Annotated in this window: 16 protein-coding genes; 9 read left to right on the top strand and 7 right to left on the bottom strand. The window is 73.9% G+C overall.

Annotated elements, in window-relative coordinates; translation table 11 throughout:
• Positions 1-13 precede the first annotated feature (13 nt).
• Genes ACFVDP_RS41065 through ACFVDP_RS41045 form a run of 5 tightly spaced genes read right to left on the bottom strand, consistent with a single transcriptional unit; the run spans position 14 to position 4,229 of the window.
• The gene (locus tag ACFVDP_RS41065; protein WP_383502031.1) at positions 14-1,267 is read right to left on the bottom strand and encodes a cytochrome P450; all 1,254 of its coding nucleotides are present in this window, start codon (positions 1,265-1,267) and stop codon (positions 14-16) included.
• Complete coding sequence (locus tag ACFVDP_RS41060) at positions 1,264-1,914, bottom strand: ATP/GTP-binding protein (protein WP_383502028.1); 651 nt, start codon at positions 1,912-1,914, stop codon at positions 1,264-1,266. The genes ACFVDP_RS41065 and ACFVDP_RS41060 overlap by 4 nt, the downstream gene beginning before the upstream one ends.
• Positions 1,895-2,254 carry a DUF742 domain-containing protein gene (locus ACFVDP_RS41055; protein WP_383502025.1) on the bottom strand — a complete coding sequence of 120 codons (360 nt, stop codon included), beginning with the start codon at positions 2,252-2,254 and terminating at the stop codon, positions 1,895-1,897. Before ACFVDP_RS41055 ends, ACFVDP_RS41060 begins: the two co-directional genes overlap by 20 nt.
• The gene (locus tag ACFVDP_RS41050) at positions 2,251-2,688 is read right to left on the bottom strand and encodes a roadblock/LC7 domain-containing protein (protein ID WP_383502022.1); all 438 of its coding nucleotides are present in this window, start codon (positions 2,686-2,688) and stop codon (positions 2,251-2,253) included. Before ACFVDP_RS41050 ends, ACFVDP_RS41055 begins: the two co-directional genes overlap by 4 nt.
• Entirely contained in the window at positions 2,685-4,229 is a 1,545-nt protein-coding gene (locus ACFVDP_RS41045) for an ATP-binding protein (RefSeq protein WP_383502019.1), read from the bottom strand. The genes ACFVDP_RS41050 and ACFVDP_RS41045 overlap by 4 nt, the downstream gene beginning before the upstream one ends.
• 210 nt (positions 4,230-4,439) lie before the next feature.
• Here ACFVDP_RS41045 and ACFVDP_RS41040 point away from each other — a divergent pair, with 210 nt between their 5' ends.
• Positions 4,440-7,256, top strand: coding sequence for an FAD-binding and (Fe-S)-binding domain-containing protein (locus ACFVDP_RS41040; RefSeq protein WP_383502016.1), 2,817 nt, complete (start codon positions 4,440-4,442; stop codon positions 7,254-7,256).
• Between the two features lie 496 nt (positions 7,257-7,752).
• Here ACFVDP_RS41040 and ACFVDP_RS41035 read toward each other — a convergent pair whose 3' ends face one another.
• Positions 7,753-8,634, bottom strand: coding sequence for a LysR family transcriptional regulator (locus ACFVDP_RS41035; protein ID WP_383502013.1), 882 nt, complete (start codon positions 8,632-8,634; stop codon positions 7,753-7,755).
• A gap of 129 nt (positions 8,635-8,763) precedes the next feature.
• Here ACFVDP_RS41035 and ACFVDP_RS41030 point away from each other — a divergent pair, with 129 nt between their 5' ends.
• Positions 8,764-9,747, top strand: a complete 984-nt coding sequence (locus ACFVDP_RS41030; RefSeq protein ID WP_383502010.1) for a DMT family transporter — start codon at positions 8,764-8,766, stop codon at positions 9,745-9,747.
• Positions 9,748-9,787: 40 nt separating this feature from the next.
• Entirely contained in the window at positions 9,788-10,480 is a 693-nt protein-coding gene (locus ACFVDP_RS41025) for a VOC family protein (RefSeq protein ID WP_383502008.1), read from the top strand.
• 74 nt (positions 10,481-10,554) lie between these two features.
• Here ACFVDP_RS41025 and ACFVDP_RS41020 read toward each other — a convergent pair whose 3' ends face one another.
• Entirely contained in the window at positions 10,555-11,409 is an 855-nt protein-coding gene (locus tag ACFVDP_RS41020; RefSeq protein ID WP_383502005.1) for an NAD(P)H-binding protein, read from the bottom strand.
• A 188-nt stretch (positions 11,410-11,597) separates the two neighbouring features.
• Between ACFVDP_RS41020 and ACFVDP_RS41015 the strand changes: the two genes are divergently transcribed.
• The 6 genes from ACFVDP_RS41015 (at position 11,598) to ACFVDP_RS40990 (ending at position 19,424) form a co-directional block, all read left to right on the top strand.
• On the top strand, positions 11,598-11,972 hold the full coding sequence (locus ACFVDP_RS41015) for a winged helix-turn-helix transcriptional regulator (protein ID WP_383502109.1): 375 nt from the start codon (positions 11,598-11,600) through the stop codon (positions 11,970-11,972).
• 217 nt (positions 11,973-12,189) lie between these two features.
• Positions 12,190-12,987, top strand: coding sequence for a TIGR03084 family metal-binding protein (locus ACFVDP_RS41010; RefSeq protein WP_383502003.1), 798 nt, complete (start codon positions 12,190-12,192; stop codon positions 12,985-12,987).
• A complete protein-coding gene (locus tag ACFVDP_RS41005; RefSeq protein ID WP_383502000.1) occupies positions 12,984-14,693 on the top strand; it encodes an acyclic terpene utilization AtuA family protein in 1,710 nt (569 codons plus the stop codon). The genes ACFVDP_RS41010 and ACFVDP_RS41005 overlap by 4 nt, the downstream gene beginning before the upstream one ends.
• The gene (locus ACFVDP_RS41000; protein ID WP_383501997.1) at positions 14,690-16,297 is read left to right on the top strand and encodes an acyl-CoA carboxylase subunit beta; all 1,608 of its coding nucleotides are present in this window, start codon (positions 14,690-14,692) and stop codon (positions 16,295-16,297) included. The genes ACFVDP_RS41005 and ACFVDP_RS41000 overlap by 4 nt, the downstream gene beginning before the upstream one ends.
• 8 nt (positions 16,298-16,305) lie before the next feature.
• A complete protein-coding gene (locus ACFVDP_RS40995; RefSeq protein ID WP_383501994.1) occupies positions 16,306-18,261 on the top strand; it encodes an acetyl/propionyl/methylcrotonyl-CoA carboxylase subunit alpha in 1,956 nt (651 codons plus the stop codon).
• Positions 18,258-19,424, top strand: a complete 1,167-nt coding sequence (locus tag ACFVDP_RS40990) for an acyl-CoA dehydrogenase family protein (RefSeq protein WP_383501992.1) — start codon at positions 18,258-18,260, stop codon at positions 19,422-19,424. The genes ACFVDP_RS40995 and ACFVDP_RS40990 overlap by 4 nt, the downstream gene beginning before the upstream one ends.
• Positions 19,425-19,439: the final 15 nt, after the last annotated feature.

The following is a 19,439-nucleotide window of genomic DNA, read 5'->3' as shown; positions in this document are numbered from 1 at the left end:
AAGCGGTGGATCGTCACAGGGACGCCGACGGCACGGCGGCCGTCGGCGTGAAACGGACCGGCAGATCGGTCAGCCCGCGCAGCCACGGCGAGGGGCGGCGGGCCAGCGCGTCGGCCGGGCCGGCCAGATCGATGTCGGGCAGCCGGTCGAGGATCACCTCGATGCCGGTGCGCGCGATGACCTCGGCGACCTCTTGGGCGGGGAACGGGCAGCGGTGTTCGCCGTGCCCGAACGAGAAGTGCGCGTTGTTGCCGCCCGTGAGGACCGACGCGTCGGTGCGCACCTGCGGGTCGGCGTTGGCCGCCGCGATGCCGAGCAGCACCAGGTCGCCCGCCCGGATGTGGCGGTCGCCGAGCCGGGTGTCGCGGGTGGCCCAGCGCCCGGCGACGTTCTGCGTCGGGGCGTCCTCCCACAGCACCTCGTTCATCGCCTCGGCGATGCTGTGCCGCCCGCCGAACAGCGACGCGGCGAACCGGTCGTCGGTCAGCATCAGGCGCAGTGAGTTGCCGATCCAGTCGGCGGTGGGCTGGTGCCCGGCCGCCATCATCACCATCAGGTCCTGGGCGATCTCCTCGGGCGTGAACCCCGAGGCGTCCGCCAGCATGTACGAGGCGACGTCCTCGCCCGGCCGCGCCTGCTTGGCCGCGATCAGCTCGGCCATGGACCCGCCCAGGTGCTGCTGGCCCGCGAGGGCCCGCTCCCGGCCGTCGATCATGTCGTTCATCGCCGTGACCAGGGCGGGGCCGGCCTCGTCGGAGAAGCCGTAGATCCTGGCCAGGACGCGGACCGGCAGCATCATCGCGTAGTCGGCGATGATGTCCACCTCGCCCGCGCCGCAGAACCCGTCGATCAGCTCGTCCGCGAACTGCTCTGCGTGCGCCTTGAGTTCGAACGGGTCGACCGACTCCAGGGCGTGGCTGATCATCGCGGCGCGCTCGCGGTGCCGCTCGCCGACCGTGTAGAGGATCGACGGCTGCTTGTGGCCGATCATCGGCAGCAGCGGCCAGTCGGCCGGGATGTTCTCCCACTGGTTCCACAGGTCGGAGTCGCGGCTGAACAGCGCCGGATCGCCGGTCACTTGATGCAGCTCGCGGTAGCCGACGACCAGCCAGGCCGGGATGTCGCCGTCGAGCACGACGGGCGCGACCGAACCGTGGTCGCGGCGCATCTCCCGGTACAGCGTGGCGGGTTCGGTCGCGAACCGGGGGCCCGACAGCGGCACGGGGGCGCCGCCGTGCGCGGACGCGGGGCAGCCGGGGCTTGTCACGGGGCGGCCTCCTGGGGCACGGGCGGCGAAGTGGGGCTGTGCTGAAGGGCGTACAGCGTCCTGAGGTGCTCCACGAGCGTGATCAGGACGTCCTTGCTGGCTTCCCGGTCGCGCGCGTCGCAGCGGACCAGCGGAACCTCCGGGTCGAGGTCGAGGGCCTCGCGCAGCTGCTCCAGGGTGTGCGGCGGGCCGCCGAAGTCGTTGTGGGCGACGATGAACGGCGTCCCGTGGTGCTCCAGGCGGTCGATCGCGTAGAACGAGTCCTCCAGGCGGCGGGTGTCGACGAGGACGACCGCGCCGAGCGTGCCGGAGAACAGCCGGTCCCACAGGAACCAGAAGCGCTCCTGTCCGGGGGCGCCGAACAGATAGAGGACGTTGCGGGCGTCGAGCGTGATGCGGCCGAAGTCGAAGGCGACCGTCGTCGACGTCTTGCCGCGTACGCCGTCCAGGTCGGCCAGCTCGTCGACGCCGCGGCCCGCCTGCGTCATCGTCTCCTCGGTGTTGAGGGGACGTATCTCGCTCACGGAACGGACCAGGGTGGTCTTGCCTGCGCCGAAGCCGCCGACGATGACGATCTTCAGACCGTTGTCGGCACCGGCCGCCAACTCCCGGCGGCCGCCCGGCGGTTCAGAGATTGCGGAGTCCAACGAGCACCTGCTCCAGGATGTCGGGATCGGGAAGACGGTGGGGAGACGCGGCGGAGCGCGGGTGCCGGGCGCCGATGCGGCCCTGCACCAGGAGGTCGGAGAGCAGGACGCGCACGATGCTCACCGGCAGGCCGAGTTCGGCGGCCACCTCCACGACCGCCGTCGGCCGGGCGCACATCCGCAGGATCGCGGCGTGCTCGGAGGGCATGCCGGGCGCCGGGTCCGACTCGGCGACGACCAGCGACACCAGGTCGAAGGAGACGTCCGAGGCCGGCCGGCTGCGCCCTCCCGTGAGGGTGTACAGCCGGTCGGGGGCGTCGTCCCGGCCGGGCCGGCTCATGACGCCGGGGGCGTGCTGGCGGCGAGGTCGGGGCTGCGGGGCAGGGCGCGCAGGTGCTCGCCGAGCTGCTCGACGAGTTCGACCATGGTGTGCCCCACCAGGCCCGCGTCGGCGTCCTCGGCGGCGAGCACCGCGAGATGGGCGCCCTCGCCCGCCTCGACGATGAACAGGGTGCCGCCGTGGAACTCGGTCATCGACGAGCGCACACCGCCGCTCCCGTCGCCGAACTCGGCGGAGGCGCCGTGCGCGAGCGCCTGGATCCCGGCGGAGATCGCGGCGAGCTGGTCCGCCTTGTCCGGGGTGAGTTCGGGGGTGTGGCACAGCTTGAGGCCGTCGCGCGACAGGACCAGGGCGCTCCGGGTGCCCGGGGTGCGCGTGAGGAGGCCTTCGAGCAGCCAGGTCAGGCCGGCGCCGGTGGTGGTGGTCCCGGTCATTGAGGGGTGTCGCCTTCCTGCGGGGGTGTGTCGGGGTGCGTGGTGGAACGGGTGTCGGTGCGTGCCGCGGCCGGGTCCGGTGCCGCCGTGGTGGTGCGCACCGCCTGGCTGAAGCTGCTGAAGCGCGAGGCGGCCGAGGCGCCCGCGGCGGGCCCGGGCCGGGCGGCAGGGGGCTCGGCGGCGCGGTCCCGGCCGTGCCGGGCGGAGGCCAGGGTGCGGCCGCGGGTCCGCTTGGGCAGCGCGCCGTCGGACAACAGGGTCGCGGGGAGCGGCTGTTCGGGTGCGGTCTCCTCGGCGGCGGCCCGTTCCGGGGCGGTCGCTTCGGTGGCGGCCTGTCCCCGGGCGGCGTCCGCGGTGGCGGTGCGCTCGGGGACGGTCTCCCGGTCGCGGGCCGAGGGGCCGGGGGCCGTGGCGTCGGCCGTCTCGTGCGCGGGGGACACATCGGCGGAGGTGGTGCCGTTGCCGGCCGCGCGGACGGGCGTCGGCTCGGCGGTACGGGACAGCAGCTCCTGCGGGACGAGCAGCAGGACGCCGGTGCCGCCGCGCGCCGACGGGCGGAACGACACCGTCAGGCCGTGCTTGCGGGCCAGCCGGCCGACGACGGCGAGGCCCAGCCGGGTGCCGGACAGGCCGCCGAGCCCGGTCGAGCCCGCGCTGCCCGCCGGGCCCGCCGTCTCGCCGGAGACCGCGTGCTCGGCGCGGCGCAGCTGCACCGGGCCCATCACCAGGCCCGAGTCCTCGACGGAGACGATGACGCCGGCCGGGACCTCCTCGACGTAGACGTGCACCTCGGCGGTGGGCGGCGAGAAGTTCGCGGCGTTGTCGAGGAGTTCGGCCAGCGCGTGCATGACGCCCTCGGCGGCGTGACCCGCGACGGCGACCGAGGTGTTCGCGTGCACCCGCACCCGCTGGTAGCCGCCGATGCGGCCCATCGCGCCGCGCAGGATCGACTCCATGGCGATCGGCCGCGCCCAGCGGCGGCCGGAGCGCGCGCCGGTGAGCACGGCCACCGAGTCGGCGAGCCGGCCCGCCTGGGCGGTGCGGTGGTCGAGGTGGAGCAGGTCGGCGAGGACGTCCTCGTCGGAGTGCCGGTGTTCCATCTCGCGCAGGTCGGCGAGCATGCCGGTGGCCAGGGCCTGCATCCGGCCGGCCGCGTTGGCGCAGGCGGCGATGGCGGCGGCGCGTTCGGCGCGGGCGGTGCGCAACTGGCCGGTCAGCTCGGCGGCCTGCGCGGCCCGTGCGTCCCGCTCCTGGGAGAGCTCGGCGGTGATGCGGGCCTGCTCGGCGGCGGCGCGCTCGGTGGTGTGCCGGGTCTGGTCGGCGCGCCGGCGCAGCAGGGCGACGGTCTCGCGGGCGTACGCGGCGTAACAGGCCGCCGCGCCGATCGCGAGCGCCGCGGCGGCGACGCCCCAGGCGAGCGGGGTGCGCACCGAGCCGGGTGCGAGGGCTACCGCCCCCGCGCCGAGCGCTCCGGTGACGAGGAGAGCGGCCAGCAGGGTGAGCGCGGCCGGGCGTACAGGGGGCCGGATGGGCGCGGTCATCGGTCGGGTCCTCGGGTCGGGTCTTCGGGGGAGAGGGGGCTGCGGGTGGTCGATACGAACGCTGAGTGCCCGTGAGGGACGGTTCTCAGTCAATTCGCGGTCACTATAGGAGAGTTGATGATCGGTTTGGGAATGTTCTGGTCCGGATCGTGAAAAAATGGACGTCAGCCTGTGGCTTCAGGGCCCCTGTGGGGCTGCATCCTGGACGGCATGGATGATCTGGACGGCCTGGAACGGGACCTGCGGACGGCCCAGCGCGGCGGTGTCGACTTCTCCGTCACCGCGCGGGCCCTCAACACGATGGACGCGTCCAACTACCGCCGGGTGCCGCTCGGCGTGCTGACCCCGAGAGACCGCGACGACGTGGCCGCCGCCCTGGAGGTGTGCCGCCGGTACGGGGTGCCGGTCGTGGGGCGCGGCGGCGGCACCTCCATCGCGGGCCAGGCGACCGGCACCGGCCTCGTCGTCGACTTCACCCGCCACATGAACGGCCTCGTCGCCCTCGACCCCGAGGCGCGCACGGCCGTCGTCCAGCCCGGACTCGTCCTCGACCGGCTCCAGGAGGCGGCCGCCCCGCACGGGCTGCGGTTCGGCCCCGACCCGTCGACGCACAGCCGCTGCACGCTCGGCGGCATGATCGGCAACAACTCGTGCGGCTCGCACTCCGTGGCGTGGGGGACGACCGCCGACAGCGTCGCGGCGCTCGACGTCCTCACCTCCGACGGCGCGGCCCACCGGCTCGGGCAGGGCTGGCAGGGCGCCCCGGACGGCCTGCGCGCCCTGGTGGAGCGCGAACTGGCCACGGTCCGCACCGGCTTCGCCCCGTACGCCGGACTTCCCCGCCGCATCTCCGGTTACGCGGTGGACGCCCTGCTCCCCGAGCACGGCACCGACCTCGCCCGCTTCTTCTGCGGCACCGAGGGCACCCTCGGCCTGGTCACGGAGGCGACGGTGCGGCTCGTCGAGGCGCCGCCCGCGAAGGCCCTCGCCGTCCTCGGTTACGCGGACGAGAGCGCGGCGGCCGAGGCGGCGGCGGGTCTGCTGCCGCACGGCCCGCTGACCGTCGAGGGGATGGCCGCCGACCTCGTCCCGGCCGGTTCGGGCCTGCCCAGGGGCGGCGCCTGGCTGTTCGTGGAGACCGGCGGGGCGACGGCGGCGGAGGCGCGGGCCGCCGCCGACCGGATCGTGCGGGCCGCCGACGTACTGGACGCGCTGGTGGTCGCCGACCCGGCCGGGCAGCGGACACTGTGGCGGATCCGCGAGGACGCCTCCGGCACGGCCACCCGGATGCCCGACGGCAGCGAGGCATGGCCCGGCTGGGAGGACTGCGCGGTGCCGCCCGCCCAACTGGGCCCCTATCTGAGGGACTTCAGGTCACTGCTCACCGAGCACGGGCTGCGCGGCACCCCGTACGGGCATTTCGGCGACGGCTGCATCCACGTACGTATCGACTTCGATCTGCTGACGGAGGCCGGGGTGGCCCGGTTCCGGCGGTTCTCCGAGGACCTGGCCGCCCTCGTCGTCGCGCACGGCGGCTCGCTGTCCGGGGAGCACGGCGACGGGCAGGCCCGCGCCGAACTCTTGCCGAAGATGTACGGCCCCGAACTGGTCGGTCTCTTCGGCCGGGTCAAGGACGTCTGGGACCCGGCGGACATCCTCAACCCCGGGACGCTGGTGCGCCCCGCCCGCCTCGACGAGAACCTGCGCTTCGCCCCGCTGCCGCGCGAGCCGGTGGACGTCGTCTTCGGCTACCCGCAGGACGGCGGCGACTTCTCGGCGGCCGTACGTCGCTGTGTCGGCGTCGCCAAGTGCCGCGTGGAGGACGCCGGTTCGGGGGACGGGGTGATGTGCCCGTCCTTCCGGGCCGCCGGCGGCGACGAGACGCACTCCACACGCGGTCGGGCCCGGCTGCTGCACGAGATGCTCGCCGGGGAGGTCGTCACCGACGGCTGGCGCTCGACGGAGGTACGGGACGCGCTCGACCTGTGCCTGTCCTGCAAGGGCTGCAAGAGCGACTGTCCGGTGGGCGTCGACATGGCCACGTACAAGGCGGAGTTCCTGCACCACCACTACGAGGGGCGCCGCCGCCCCGCCGCGCACTACTCGATGGGCCGGCTGCCGCGCTGGCTGCGCCTTGTGGCGGCGACGCGGACGGCGGGGCTCGTCAACTCCCTCGCTTCTGTCGGTCCGTTGGGGGCGCTCGGGAAGCGGCTCGGCGGGATCGCGCCGGAGCGGGAGATCCCGAAGGTGGCGCGGACGACGTTCAGCGCGGGGTGGCGGTCCGGCGGGCGGGGCGGTGGGCGGGGCGGCGACGGGCCGAAGGTGGCGCTGTGGCCGGACACCTTCACCGAGCACTTGTCCCCCCAGGTGGGGCATGCGGCGGTACGGGTCCTGGAGGCGGCCGGGATCGTGCCGCTGCCGGTGCCGCGCGCGAAGGGGCCGGTCTGCTGCGGGCTCACCTATGTCTCCACCGGTCAGCTCGACGGGGCGCGGGCGGTGCTGCGGCGGACGCTGAAGGTGATGGGCCCGGTGCTCGACGCGGGGGCGCCCGTCGTCGTCCTGGAACCGTCCTGCGCGGCGGCGCTCCGCTCCGACCTGCCCGAACTCCTCCCCGACGAGCCGCGCGCCCGGCTCCTGGCGGACCGGGTGCTCACCTTCGCCGAGGCGCTGGAGCGGTTGGCTCCGGACTGGGTCCCGCCACGGGTGGACCGGGCGGTCGTGGGCCAGACGCACTGCCATCAGCACGCGGTGCTGGGTGACGCCGCTGATCGCCGTCTGCGGGAACGGGCCGGGCTGGAAGGGGAGTTGAGCGGGGGGTGCTGTGGCCTTGCCGGGAACTTCGGGTTCGAGGCCGGTCATTACGAGGTGTCGGTGGCCTGCGCCGAGGAGAGGCTGCTGCCGGCCGTTCGCTCCGCGGGCGCGGGTGATGTGGTCCTGGCCGACGGCTTCTCGTGCCGGACACAGCTGGGGCAGCTCGGGGGGCGGGCGGGGCGGCATCTTGCCGAGGTTCTGGCCGAGCGGTTGTGAGGGTTGTCGTTCGCGTGCGGCCTGCGTCGTGGCTGGTCGCGCAGTTCCCCGCGCCCCTTATCGGGTTGTCGTTTGCCCGCGGGCCGGTGGCCGCTTCTCGCGCAGTTCCCCGCGCCCCTGGAGATGCGCACTTCGTGCGCTTTCTCCATCAAGGCGCGCCACTCACCCACGGTGGAGGCGCGGCCCTGGCTCAGGGGGGGGTGCGCCCCTGCCCCCAGGTGGAAGCGCGCCCTTGCCTCAGGGGGGGGAGGTGAGCCCCTTGCCTTCGGTCGGAGGCGCGCGGAGCGCAGCCTCTGGGGGAGGCGGCGCGTAGCGCCTGCCTCAGGGGCGCGGGGAACTGCGCGAGAAGCGGCCACCGGCCGTCAGTCGAACGACAACCCAGGGGCGCGGGGAACTGCGCGAGAAGCGGCCACCTGCCGTCAGGTGACGGTCAACCTTTCAGGGGCGCGGGGAACTGCGCGACCGGCCCCCACCGGGCGTCAGGTGATCCGCGGCGTCAGCTTCCCGTCACCTTCAGGGCGAGGGCGATCAGGTCCGGGATCGACGGATGGCCCGGACCCCGGCGGCGGGCCAGTACCACCTGGAGGGCCGGCGCGTCTGTCAGAGGGACGTACGCGACCCCGGGATGAGGATGCAGGGCGACCGTCGCGGTCGACGTGACGCCCACCCCCCGGTCGGCGGCGATCGCGGCGAGCCAGTCGTCCGTGTTGGCGACGGTGAGCGTCCGAGTGGGCCGGGCGCCCGGCGCCCAGAGCCCGAGCGTGGTGGTCCCGGACACCGTGTTCAGCGCGATGACCTGATCGCGGAGATCGGCCAGCACCAGCGCGGAGCGGCGCGCGAGCGGACTGTCGGAGGGCAGCGCCGCCACCCGCGCCTCCCGGTGCAGCAGCGTGGTCACCAGATCCGGCGCGTCGACCGGCCCGCGCAACAGGGCCACGTCGACCCGGCTCCCGCCGTCCCGGGTCAGCCCGGCCGTACGGTCGTCGATGCGCAGCAACTCCAGTGGCACGTCGGGGTGCTCCTGGTTCCAGCGCCGCAGCAGTGGAGTGGTGTAGGCACCGGCGGCCGACCAGGCGTGCCCGAGCCGCAGCGGCCGCCCCGGGGCACGGGTGACGGCGACCGCGTCCTCGAACGCGGCGACGGCGACCTCCGCCCGCGCACGGAACGCCCGCCCCTCGGCGGTCAGCTCCAGGTGATGCGTGGAGCGGTCGACGAGCCGGACACCCAGCGCCGCCTCCAGCGCGGCGAGGGTGCGCGAGACGGCGGGCTGGGTGATGCCGAGGCGGGCGGCGGCGCGGGTGACATGGGCCTCGTCGGCGACGGCGAGGAAACAGCGCAGGTGGCGCAGCTCAAGGGACAGGCTCGGATCCCGGGTCATGTCTGCGGAGCATAACGGGAGCGCAGAAGTCATTTCACGCGGCAGGCCGGGCGGTTCTAGCGTGGAGGTTCACGCTCGGCGCGCAGTGCAGTACCGTAAACAGTCAAGTCGAAAATATTGCACTGCACGATGGTGGAGCTGCACGAGAGAAGAGGAACGAGGCCCGTGAACGGCTCGCGCACCGACCAGCCCCAGGCGCCCGCGCCGGAAGCCGCGCTCGTCCAGCCGGAGAGCGCCGGGGCGGCCCCGGCGACCCGCTGGGGCGCGCTGGGCCCGGTCGGTCTGGTCCTGGCCGGCTGTGTCTCGGTGCAGTTCGGCGGCGCGGTCGCGGTGACCCTGATGCCGCGCGCGGGCGCGGTCGGCGTGGTCACCCTGCGCCTGGTGGTGGCCGCGGCGGTCCTCCTGATCGTCTGCCGCCCCCGGCTGCGCGGCCACTCGCGCGCCGACTGGGGCACGGTGATCGCGTTCGGCATCGCCATGGGCGGCATGAACCTGCTCTTCTACCAGGCCGCGGCCCGCATCCCGCTCGGCCTCGCGGTCACCTTCGAGGTGCTCGGCCCGCTGGCCCTCTCGGTCATCGCCTCGCGCCGCGCGATCAACCTGCTGTGGGCGGGCTGCGCGCTGGTCGGCGTCTTCATGCTGGGCGGCGCGGGCGACGGCCTCGGCGGTCTCGACCCGGTCGGTGTCGCCTTCGCCGTCGCGGCGGGCGTCATGTGGGCGACGTACATCGTCTTCAGCGCCCGGACGGGCCGCCGCTTCCCGCAGGCCGACGGGCTCGCCCTCGCGATGGCCGTGGCGGCGGTGCTCTGCCTCCCGCTGGGCCTGGTGGCGGCGGGCCCGAAGCTCTTCGACCCGACGACGATCGCCCTCGGCTCGGCCGTCGCGCTGATGTCCTCGGTCCTGCCCTACACCCTGGAACTGATCGCCCTGCGCCGCCTGCCCGCGTCCACCTTCGCCGTGATGATGAGCCTGGAACCGGCCATCGCGGCCCTCGCCGGCTTCCTCGTCCTGAGCCAGGCCCTGTCGTGGGTGGAGGCGGCGGCGATCGCCTTCGTCATCGCGGCGAGCATGGGGGCGGTACGGACCCAGGTGGGGCGCAAGAAGAAGCGCTGAGCCGCCCCCGCCGAGGCGGGCGGTCCGGCAGGATCGCCCCATGACCAAGCCCAACAAGCTGGACGAGCCGAACAAGCTCGGTACCCCGGAGATCCTGGCCGCCATCGCCGACGGGCTGGGGGACTGGCGGCGCATGGCGCAGCCGGTCGTCGCCCGGTACCGCGTCCCCGGCATCGAGCAGGGCGCCGCCTTCGTGACCGCCGTCGCCGAGGCCGCGAGGGCCGCCGGGAGGGAGCCGGAGATCAGGCTCGGCGCCGGGTTCGCCGAGGTGGCGCTGTGCACGGTCGGCGCGGACGGGGGCCGCTGGGTGACCCCGGCCGACCTGGACCTCGCCCGCACCGTGAGCGACCTGGCCGCCGCGCACGCCCTGCCCGCCACCCCCGGCGACATCACCCAGCTCGAACTCGGCCTCGACGCCACCGACTTCGACCGCGTCGGCGCCTTCTGGTCCGCGCTGCTCACCGGATCCCCCGACCACGTCGTCCACGGCGACGTCATGGACCCCGCCCAGCGCGTCCCCAACGTGTGGTTCCAGCGCACGGACGCCCACGAGACACCCCGCCAGCGCTGGCACCCCGACGTGTGGCTCGCCCCCGAAGAGGCCGAACCCCGCATCCGCGCGGCCCTCGCGGCAGGCGGCGAACTCGTCGTCCGCTACGACGCCTCCTGCACCGTCCTCGCCGACCCCGAGGGCAACCGCGTGTGCGTGTGCACGGCGGAGGGGCGGGAGTAGGTCTCGGAGCGACACATCAGGGAAAGGGCCGCCGTGTCAGCGGAAGGCCGCCGCGTCAGCGGAAGACCGCCGTGTCAGCGAAAGGCCTGCGCGTTGCGGTCCGCCCACTGCGCGAACGTACGGCCCGGCCGCCCGAGCACCCGCTCCACGTCCGGGCCGACCTGCCGCTCGGCCGCGGTCGGGGCGCCCAGGATGTCCAGGGTCGTCTCCACCACCGGTTCCGGCATGAACGCCAGCATCTCGGCGCGGGCCTCGGCCCGGGTCTGTTCGACGAAGCGGACCGGCTCCCCGAGTGCGGCCCCGATGGCCGCAGCCCGTTCCCGCGGTGTGGTCGGGACCGGGCCCGTCAGGACGTACGTGCGGCCGATGTGCGCCTCGGAGAGGAGCGCGGCCGCCGCCACCTCGGCGATGTCCGCCGGGTCGATCACCGGCAGGCCCACGTCGCCGAACGGCGCCGCCACCGTGCGGTGCAGCCGCACCGACTCGGCCCACGCGTAGGAGTTGGAGGCGAAACCGCCGGGCCGCAGCACCGTCCAGTCCAGGCCCGAGCCGCGCACGGCGTCCTCCAGCGCCCGCGCCACCCCGCCGTGCGAGGCGGAGCCGGGGCGGGTCTCCACGCCCTGCGAGGAGAGCAGGACGATCCGGCGGACACCGCCAGCCTTCGCCGCGTCGACGATGTCGTGCGGGCCGATCCGGTGCGCGCCGGCGCCCGAGTCGTGCAGGAACAGCGCCTCGGCGCCGTCGAACGCGGGGCCCAGCGTGTCCGGGCGGGTCAGGTCGGCGGCGCGGTGGCCGGTTCCCTCCGGCAGCGGGGCCGGGGGTTCCCGGCGGGACACCGCCGTCACCCGGGCCCGGCCGGACGCGGCCAGCGCTCGCAGCAGGGGCTGTCCCACGTTGCCGGTGGCGCCGGTGACCGTGATCGCGAGCATGTTCAACTCCGTTACCAGAAAGGTGAGATGAGTGAGAAGACCGTCGCGGCAGGCGCCTTGCCCCGACGCGCCGAAGCTAGCACCGCGGGTACAGTAGGTACCTAGGGGAAAGTGGCTGACCTGGGGGGACACGGGTGTCCGAGGACGAGGTTCGGAGCCGGGGCGAGGGTGCCGTCCGCAGCAGGCCGCTGCCGCCCGGACCGGGGCTTCCCGCCGAGGTCGCCTGCCCCGTCTCGCCCGTCGTGGACCTGGTGTTCAGCCGGTGGACCACCCCGATCCTGTGGTCCCTGCACACCTATGGCCGGCAGCGCTTCGTCGAACTCCAGCGGCGTATCGGCACGGTCAGCCCGAAGGTGCTCACGCAGCGGCTGCGCCAGATGGAGCGCGACGGGCTCGTGCTCCGTACGTACCACCGCGAAGTGCCGCCGCGCGTCGAGTACGAGATCACCGAACTCGGCGGCAGCCTCGCCCCGCTGTTCGCCGGCCTCGCCGAGTGGGGCGCCGTCCATCTGGACCGGGTGGAGCGGGCGCGGCGCGACTTCGACGCCGATCCGGCGCACTGACCGCTCAGCCGCTCACGCGGTTGGCCCGGCACCTCACCGCACCCGCGCGGCAGCGCCCCGCGCCCCCCGCCACGGCGCCCACTGCGCCACCCCGAACGGCACCGCGCGCGGACCCGACCCGGTAATTTCCATGCAAGCACGCTTGATTGTTTCCCGGACCGCTGCCATGCTCCAGGGCACGCCGCCGCACACTGCCGTGCCCGAAGGGGAGCGCATCGTGTCCGAACTGCCTTCCGTGTTCGACGACTTGCAGGACGAGAGTCGCGCACTTGAGTCGCTGGTCGAGAAGCTGGAGCCGGAGCGGTGGGCCCTGCCCACCCCGGCCGCCCGCTGGACCGTCGCCCACCAGATCGCTCATCTCGCCTGGACCGACCGCGCCGCGCTGCTCGCGATGACCGACCCGGACGCGTTCGCCGGAGAGGTCGAGAAGGCCCTCGCGGCGCCCGAGTCGTTCGTGGACGACGGCGCCGAGGAGGGCGCCGCCCGGCCGCCGGGCGAGCTGCTGGCCGGGTGGCGGGACGGGCGGGCCCGGCTGGACGCGGCGCTGCGGGCCGTCGCCGCCGAGAAGCGGAAGTTCCCCTGGTACGGGCCGCCCATGTCCGCCGCGTCCATGGCCACCGGGCGCCTCATGGAGACCTGGGCCCACGGGCAGGACGTCGCCGACGCGCTCGGCGTCGTTCGGGAGCCGACCGACCGGCTGCGGCACATCGCCCGGATCGGCGTACGGGCCAGGGACTTCGCCTTCGGGGTGCGCGGACTTCAGCCGCCGGGTGCCGAATTCCGGGTCGAACTGCGCCTGCCCAGTGGGGAATCGTGGACGCTCGGACCGGAGGACGCGGAGCAGCGGGTCACCGGCGGCGCGCTCGACTTCTGCCTCCTCGTCACCCAGCGCGCCCACCGCGACGACCTCGACGTCCGCGCGGAGGGCCCCGACGCCGACCGCTGGCTCGACATCGCGCAGGCCTTCGCCGGGCCGCCGGGGCAGGGCCGCGCGCCGAAGAAGGCCGGCGCATGAGTGCGATACGCCCCCTGCGGATAGGCAATGCCTCAGGGTTCTACGGCGACCGGTTCGACGCCGTGCGGGAGATGCTGGACGGCGGCCCGCTCGACGTCCTCACCGGGGACTATCTCGCCGAGCTGACCATGCTCATCCTCGGCCGCGACCGCCTGAAGGACCCCGGACGCGGCTACGCCCGTACCTTTCTGCGGCAGTTGGAGGAATGCCTCGGACTCGCCGTCGAGCGCGGCGTGAAGATCGTCGCCAATGCCGGAGGGCTCAACCCGGCCGGACTCGCCGACGCCGTGCGGGAGTTGGCCGAACGGCTCGGCATATCCGTGGCCGTCGCGCACGTCGAGGGCGACGACCTCCTGGCCACCGGCCGTTTCCCGGGCGCGCTCACCGCCAACGCCTACCTCGGCGGCGCCGGCATCACCGCCTGCCTGGCGGCGGGCGCCGACCTCGTCGTCACCGGGCGCGTCACCGACGCCGCCCTGGTCAGCGGGCCCGCCGCCTGGCACTTCGGCTGGGCGCCGGAGGACCACGACCGGCTCGCGGGAGCCGTCGTCGCCGGGCACGTCCTGGAGTGCGGCACCCAGGCCACCGGCGGCAACTACGCCCACTTCACCGCGCACGACCCCGGCACGTTCGTGCGGCCCGGCTTCCCGCTCGCCGAGATCCACGAGGACGGCTCCGCCGTCATCACCAAACACCCCGGCAGCGGCGGCCTCGTCGACCCCGGCACCGTCACCGCCCAGCTCCTGTACGAGACCGGGGGCGCCCGGTACGCCGGGCCCGACGTCACCGTCCGGCTCGACACCGTCCGCCTCGCCGCCGACGGGCCCGACCGCGTCCGCGTCCACGGCGTGCGCGGCGAGGCGCCGCCGCCCACCCTCAAGGTCGGGCTCAACCGGCTCGGCGGATTCCGCAACGAAGTCGTGTTCGTGCTGACGGGGCTCGACATCGACGCCAAGGCCGACCTCGTCCGACGCCAGATGGGCGACGCGCTCGCCGCCGCGAAACCGGCACCGGCCGACGTGCGCTGGGAGCTGGCCCGCACCGACCGGACGGACGCCGGCACCGAGGAGACCGCCAGTGCGCTGCTGCGGCTCGTCGTCCGCGACCAGCGGCAGGAGGCCGTGGGGCGGGCGCTGAGCGGGGCCGCCGTCGAGCTGGCCCTCGGCTCGTACCCCGGGTTCCACGTCACGGCGCCGCCCGGCAAGGGCTCGCCGTACGGCGTCTTCGAGGCCGCGTACGTGCCGCGCGCCGACGTCCCGCACGTCGCCGTGCTGCCCGACGGCGAGCGGCGCCCCGTGCCGGTACCCGACGGGCCCACCCGTCCGCTCGCCCCCGTCCCCGCGCCCGACCTGCCCGCGCCGCTGCCGCCGGGCCCCACCCGCCGCGCGCCCCTCGGGCTCGTCGCCGGGGCCCGCAGCGGCGACAAGGGCGGCGACGCCAACATCGGCGTATGGGCCTCGTCCGACGACGGGTGGCGGTGGCTCGCGCACACCCTCACCGTCGAGCGGCTGCGGGAACTCCTCCCGGAGACAGCCGAGTTGACCGTCACCCGGCACGTCCTGCCGCACCTGCGCGCCCTGAACTTCACCGTCGAGGGGATCCTCGGCGAGGGCGTCGCCGCGCAGGCCCGCTTCGACCCGCAGGCCAAGGGCCTCGGCGAATGGCTGCGCTCCCGCCACCTCGACCTACCGGAGGCCCTTCTGTGACCGCCCTGGCCAGTGCCCTGGACACCCGGTCCGACGACTACGCCGACCGGCGCACCGCCCTCCTCGACAAGATCTCCGCGCTCGACACCGAGCAGGCCAAGGCGCTGAACGGGGGCGGCGAGAAATACGTCCAACGGCACCGCAAGCGCGGCAAGCTGCTCGCCCGCGAACGCATCGAGCTGCTGCTCGACCCCGACACGCCGTTCCTCGAACTGTCGCCGCTGGCCGCCTGGGGCAGCGACTACACGGTGGGCGCCTCCCTCGTCACCGGCATCGGCGTCGTCGAGGGCGTGGAGTGCCTGATCACCGCCAACGACCCGACGGTGCGCGGCGGCGCCAGCAACCCCTGGTCGCTGAAGAAGGCGCTGCGGGCCAACGAGATCGCGTACGCCAACCGCCTGCCGTGCATCTCCCTCGTCGAGTCCGGCGGCGCCGATCTGCCCTCGCAGAAGGAGATCTTCATCCCGGGCGGCGGCATCTTCCGCGACATCACGCGGCTGTCCGCCGCCGGGATCCCGACCGTCGCCGTCGTCTTCGGCAACTCCACGGCGGGCGGCGCGTACATCCCCGGCATGTCCGACCACGTCATCATGGTCAAGGACCGGGCGAAGGTGTTCCTCGGCGGTCCGCCGCTGGTGAAGATGGCCACCGGCGAGGAGAGCGACGACGAATCGCTCGGCGGCGCCGAGATGCACGCCCGCACCTCCGGGCTCGCCGACCACTTCGCGCACGACGAACAGGACGCCATCCGGCAGGCCCGCCGCGTCGTCGCCCGCCTCAACCACCGCAAGGCGTATCCCGATCCGGTGGGTCCACAGCCTGTGGAGCCGCCCAAGTACGACCCGGAGGAACTGCTCGGGATCGTCCCCGACGACCTCAAGGTGCCCTTCGACCCGCGCGAGGTCATCGCCCGGATCGTCGACGGATCGGACTTCGACGAGTTCAAGCCCCTGTACGGGGCGTCGCTCGTCACCGGCTGGGCCGAACTGCACGGCTACCCGGTCGGCATCCTCGCCAACGCGCAGGGCGTGCTGTTCAGCGAGGAGTCACAAAAGGCCGCGCAGTTCATCCAGTTGGCCAACCAGCGCGACATCCCGCTGCTCTTCCTGCACAACACCACCGGCTACATGGTCGGCAAGGAGTACGAGCAGGGCGGCATCATCAAGCACGGCTCGATGATGATCAACGCGGTCTCCAACTCCCGGGTCCCGCACCTGTCCGTGCTGATGGGCGCCTCGTACGGCGCCGGGCACTACGGCATGTGCGGGCGGGCCTACGACCCCCGCTTCCTGTTCGCCTGGCCCAGCGCCAAGTCAGCCGTCATGGGACCGCAGCAGCTCGCGGGCGTCCTGTCGATCGTGGCCCGGCAGTCCGCCGCCGCCAAGGGACTCCCGTACGACGAAGAGGCCGACGCCGGTCTCCGCGCCATGGTCGAGCAGCAGATCGAGACCGAGTCGCTGCCGATGTTCCTGTCCGGACGGCTCTACGACGACGGGGTCATCGACCCGCGCGACACCCGCACCGTCCTCGGCATCTGCCTGTCCGCGATCCACACCGCACCGTACGAAGGCGCCCGCGGCGGCTTCGGCGTCTTCCGGATGTGAGGCCGAAAGTGATCACGAACGTCCTTGTGGCCAACCGCGGCGAAATAGCCTGCCGCGTCTTCCGTACCTGCCGTGAGCTGGGCATCCGCACCGTCGCCGTGCACTCCGACCCGGACGCGGACGCCCTGCACGTGCGCGAGGCGGACCTCGCCGTACGGCTCCCCGGCGCCACGCCCGCCGAGACCTATCTGCGCGCCGACCTCGTCGTGAAGGCCGCCCTCGACGCGGGCGCCGACGCCGTGCACCCCGGATACGGGTTCCTGTCCGAGAACCCCGCCTTCGCACGCGCCGTCACCGACGCGGGCCTCGTCTGGATCGGCCCGCCGCCCGGGGCGATCGAGGCGATGGCGTCCAAGACGCGCGCCAAGGAGCTGATGGGCATCGCCCCGCTCGGCGAGGTCACCGCCACCGACCTGCCGGTCCTCGTGAAGGCGGCCGCGGGCGGCGGCGGGCGCGGCATGCGTGTCGTACGGGAACTCGACGACCTGGAAACCGAGTTGAAGGCCGCCCGCGCCGAGGCGCTGTCCGCCTTCGGGGACGGAGAAGTCTTCGTCGAGCCGTATGTCGAGGGCGGACGCCATGTCGAGGTGCAGGTCCTCGCCGACACCCACGGCACCGTATGGGTGCTCGGCACCCGCGACTGCTCGCTCCAGCGCCGCCACCAGAAGGTGATCGAGGAGGCCCCGGCGCCGGGTATCGGACCGGAACTTGCCGCTGAGTTGGCCGAGTTGGCGGGGCGGGCGGTGCGCTCGGTGTCGTACGTCGGCGCCGGGACCGTCGAGTTCCTCGTCGCGGACGGCGTCGCGCACTTCCTGGAGATGAACACCCGCCTCCAGGTCGAACACCCCGTCACCGAGGCCGTGTTCGGCCTCGACCTCGTCGCGCTCCAGCTGCGCATCGCCGAGGGGGAGGCGCTCGACCCCGAGCCCCCCGACCCGCGTGGGCACGCCGTCGAGGCCCGCCTGTACGCCGAGGACCCGGCCACCGGATTCGCCCCGCAGACCGGCACCCTGCACCGGCTCGCCGTCCCCGGACACGTCCGCCTCGACACCGGATACACCGACGGCGACACCATCGGCGTCCACTACGACGCCATGCTCGCCAAGGTCGTCGCCCACGCGCCGACCCGCGCCGCGGCCGTCCGCGCGCTCGCCGGCGCCCTGGAACGGGCCGCCGTGCACGGTCCCGTCACCAACCGCGACCTGCTCGTCCGCTCACTGCGCCACCCCGAGTTCACGGCCGCCCGCATGGACACCGGGTTCTACGAGCGGCACCTCGACGCCCTCACCGCGCCCGCCGAGGACCCGTACGCACCGCTCGCCGCCGCCCTGGCCGCGGCGTCCGCCGGGACCTCGCGCTTCGGCGGCTTCCGCAACGTGCCGTCGCAGCCGCACAGCAGGAGCTACCGCAGCGTCCCGCACGACACCGCCTACGAGGTGCGCTACCGGCACACCCGGCACGGCCTGGAAGCCACCGGCGTCTCGTCCGCCCGCGGCGGCACGGACCCGGAGCCGAACGCGAACACCGTGGAAGTCACCCTCCACGACACCGCCGACGTCCGTGTCCTGCACGCGGCACCCGACCGCGTCGTCCTCGACATCGGCGGCATCCGCAGGACGTTCGACGTCGCCGCGTACGCCGACGGCCGGGTGTACGACGACGGCCGGGTGTACGTGAACGGCGCCGCCCTCATCGCCCTGCCCCGCTTCACCGACCCCAGCGAGCAGCGCGCCCCCGGCTCCCTCCTCGCGCCCATGCCCGGCACCGTCGTCCGCGTCGCCGAAGGGCTCGGCGAGGGCTCGGCCGTCACCGCCGGGCAGCCCCTGATCTGGCTGGAGGCCATGAAGATGGAGCACCGCATCTCCTCTCCCGCCTCCGGAACGCTCACCGCCCTGCACGCCCTCGTCGGCCACCAGGTCGAGGTCGGCGCCCTGCTCGCCGTCGTCCAGGAGGAACAGTCGTGAACGCTCCCGTCCTCGAAACCGAAGAGCACCGCGCCCTGCGCGCCGCCGTCGCCGCCCTCGGCAAGCGGTTCGGCCGCGCGTACATGACCCGGATCACCAGCGCCGGCGGCCACCCCGAGGAACTGTGGGCCGAAGCCGCCAAACTCGGCTACCTCGGCGTGAACCTCCCCGAGGAGTACGGCGGCGGAGGCGGCGGCATCGGCGAACTCTCCATAGTCCTGGAAGAGTTGGGAGCGGCCGGGTCCCCCCTCCTGATGATGGTGGTGTCGCCCGCGATCTGCGGCACGGTCATCTCCCGGTTCGGCACCGAGGAGCAGAAGCGCGCCTGGCTGCCCGGACTCGCCGACGGCAGCCGCACCATGGCGTTCGGCATCACCGAGCCCGACGCCGGCTCCAACTCGCACCGGATCACGACCACGGCCCGCCGCGACGACGACGGCTCGTGGGTCCTCACCGGCCGCAAGGTGTTCATCTCCGGCGTCGACATCGCCGACGCCACCCTCATCGTGGGCCGCACCTCCGACGCCCGTACCGGCAGCCTCAAACCGTGCCTCTTCATCGTGCCGCGCGACACGGAGGGCTTCGGCCGCCAACAGATCGACATGGAACTCCAGGCGCCCGAGAAGCAGTGGGAGCTGACCCTCGACGACGTCCGGCTGCCCGCCGACGCCCTCGTCGGCGACGAGGACGCGGGCCTGCTCCAGCTGTTCGCCGGGCTCAACCCCGAGCGGATCATGACGGCCGCCTTCGCGATCGGCATGGGCCGCTACGCGCTCGGCCGCGCCGTCGAGTACGCCCGCGACCGCACCGTCTGGAAGTCCCCCATCGGCGCCCACCAGGCCATCGCCCACCCCCTCGCCCAGGTCCACATCGAGCTGGAACTGGCCCGCCTGATGATGCAGAAGGCGGCCACCCTGTACGACGCGGGCGACGACATCGGCGCCGGTGAGGCCGCCAACATGGCCAAGTACGCCGCCGCCGAGGCCTGCGTGCGCGCCGTCGACCAGTCCGTGCACACCCTCGGCGGCAACGGCCTGACCCGCGAGTTCGGCCTCGCCTCGCTCATCACCGGATCGCGGGTGGCACGGATCGCGCCGGTCAGCCGCGAAATGATCCTCAACTACGTGTCCCACCAGACGCTGGGCCTGCCGAAGTCGTACTGATCGCTGCCGAGTCCC

Origin of the sequence: Streptomyces sp. NPDC057694 (assembly GCF_042799415.1) — a bacterium.
Classification (GTDB): domain Bacteria; phylum Actinomycetota; class Actinomycetes; order Streptomycetales; family Streptomycetaceae; genus Streptomyces.
Note: the sequence above shows the minus strand (reverse complement) of the source record. Positions and strands in the feature narration are given on the sequence as shown.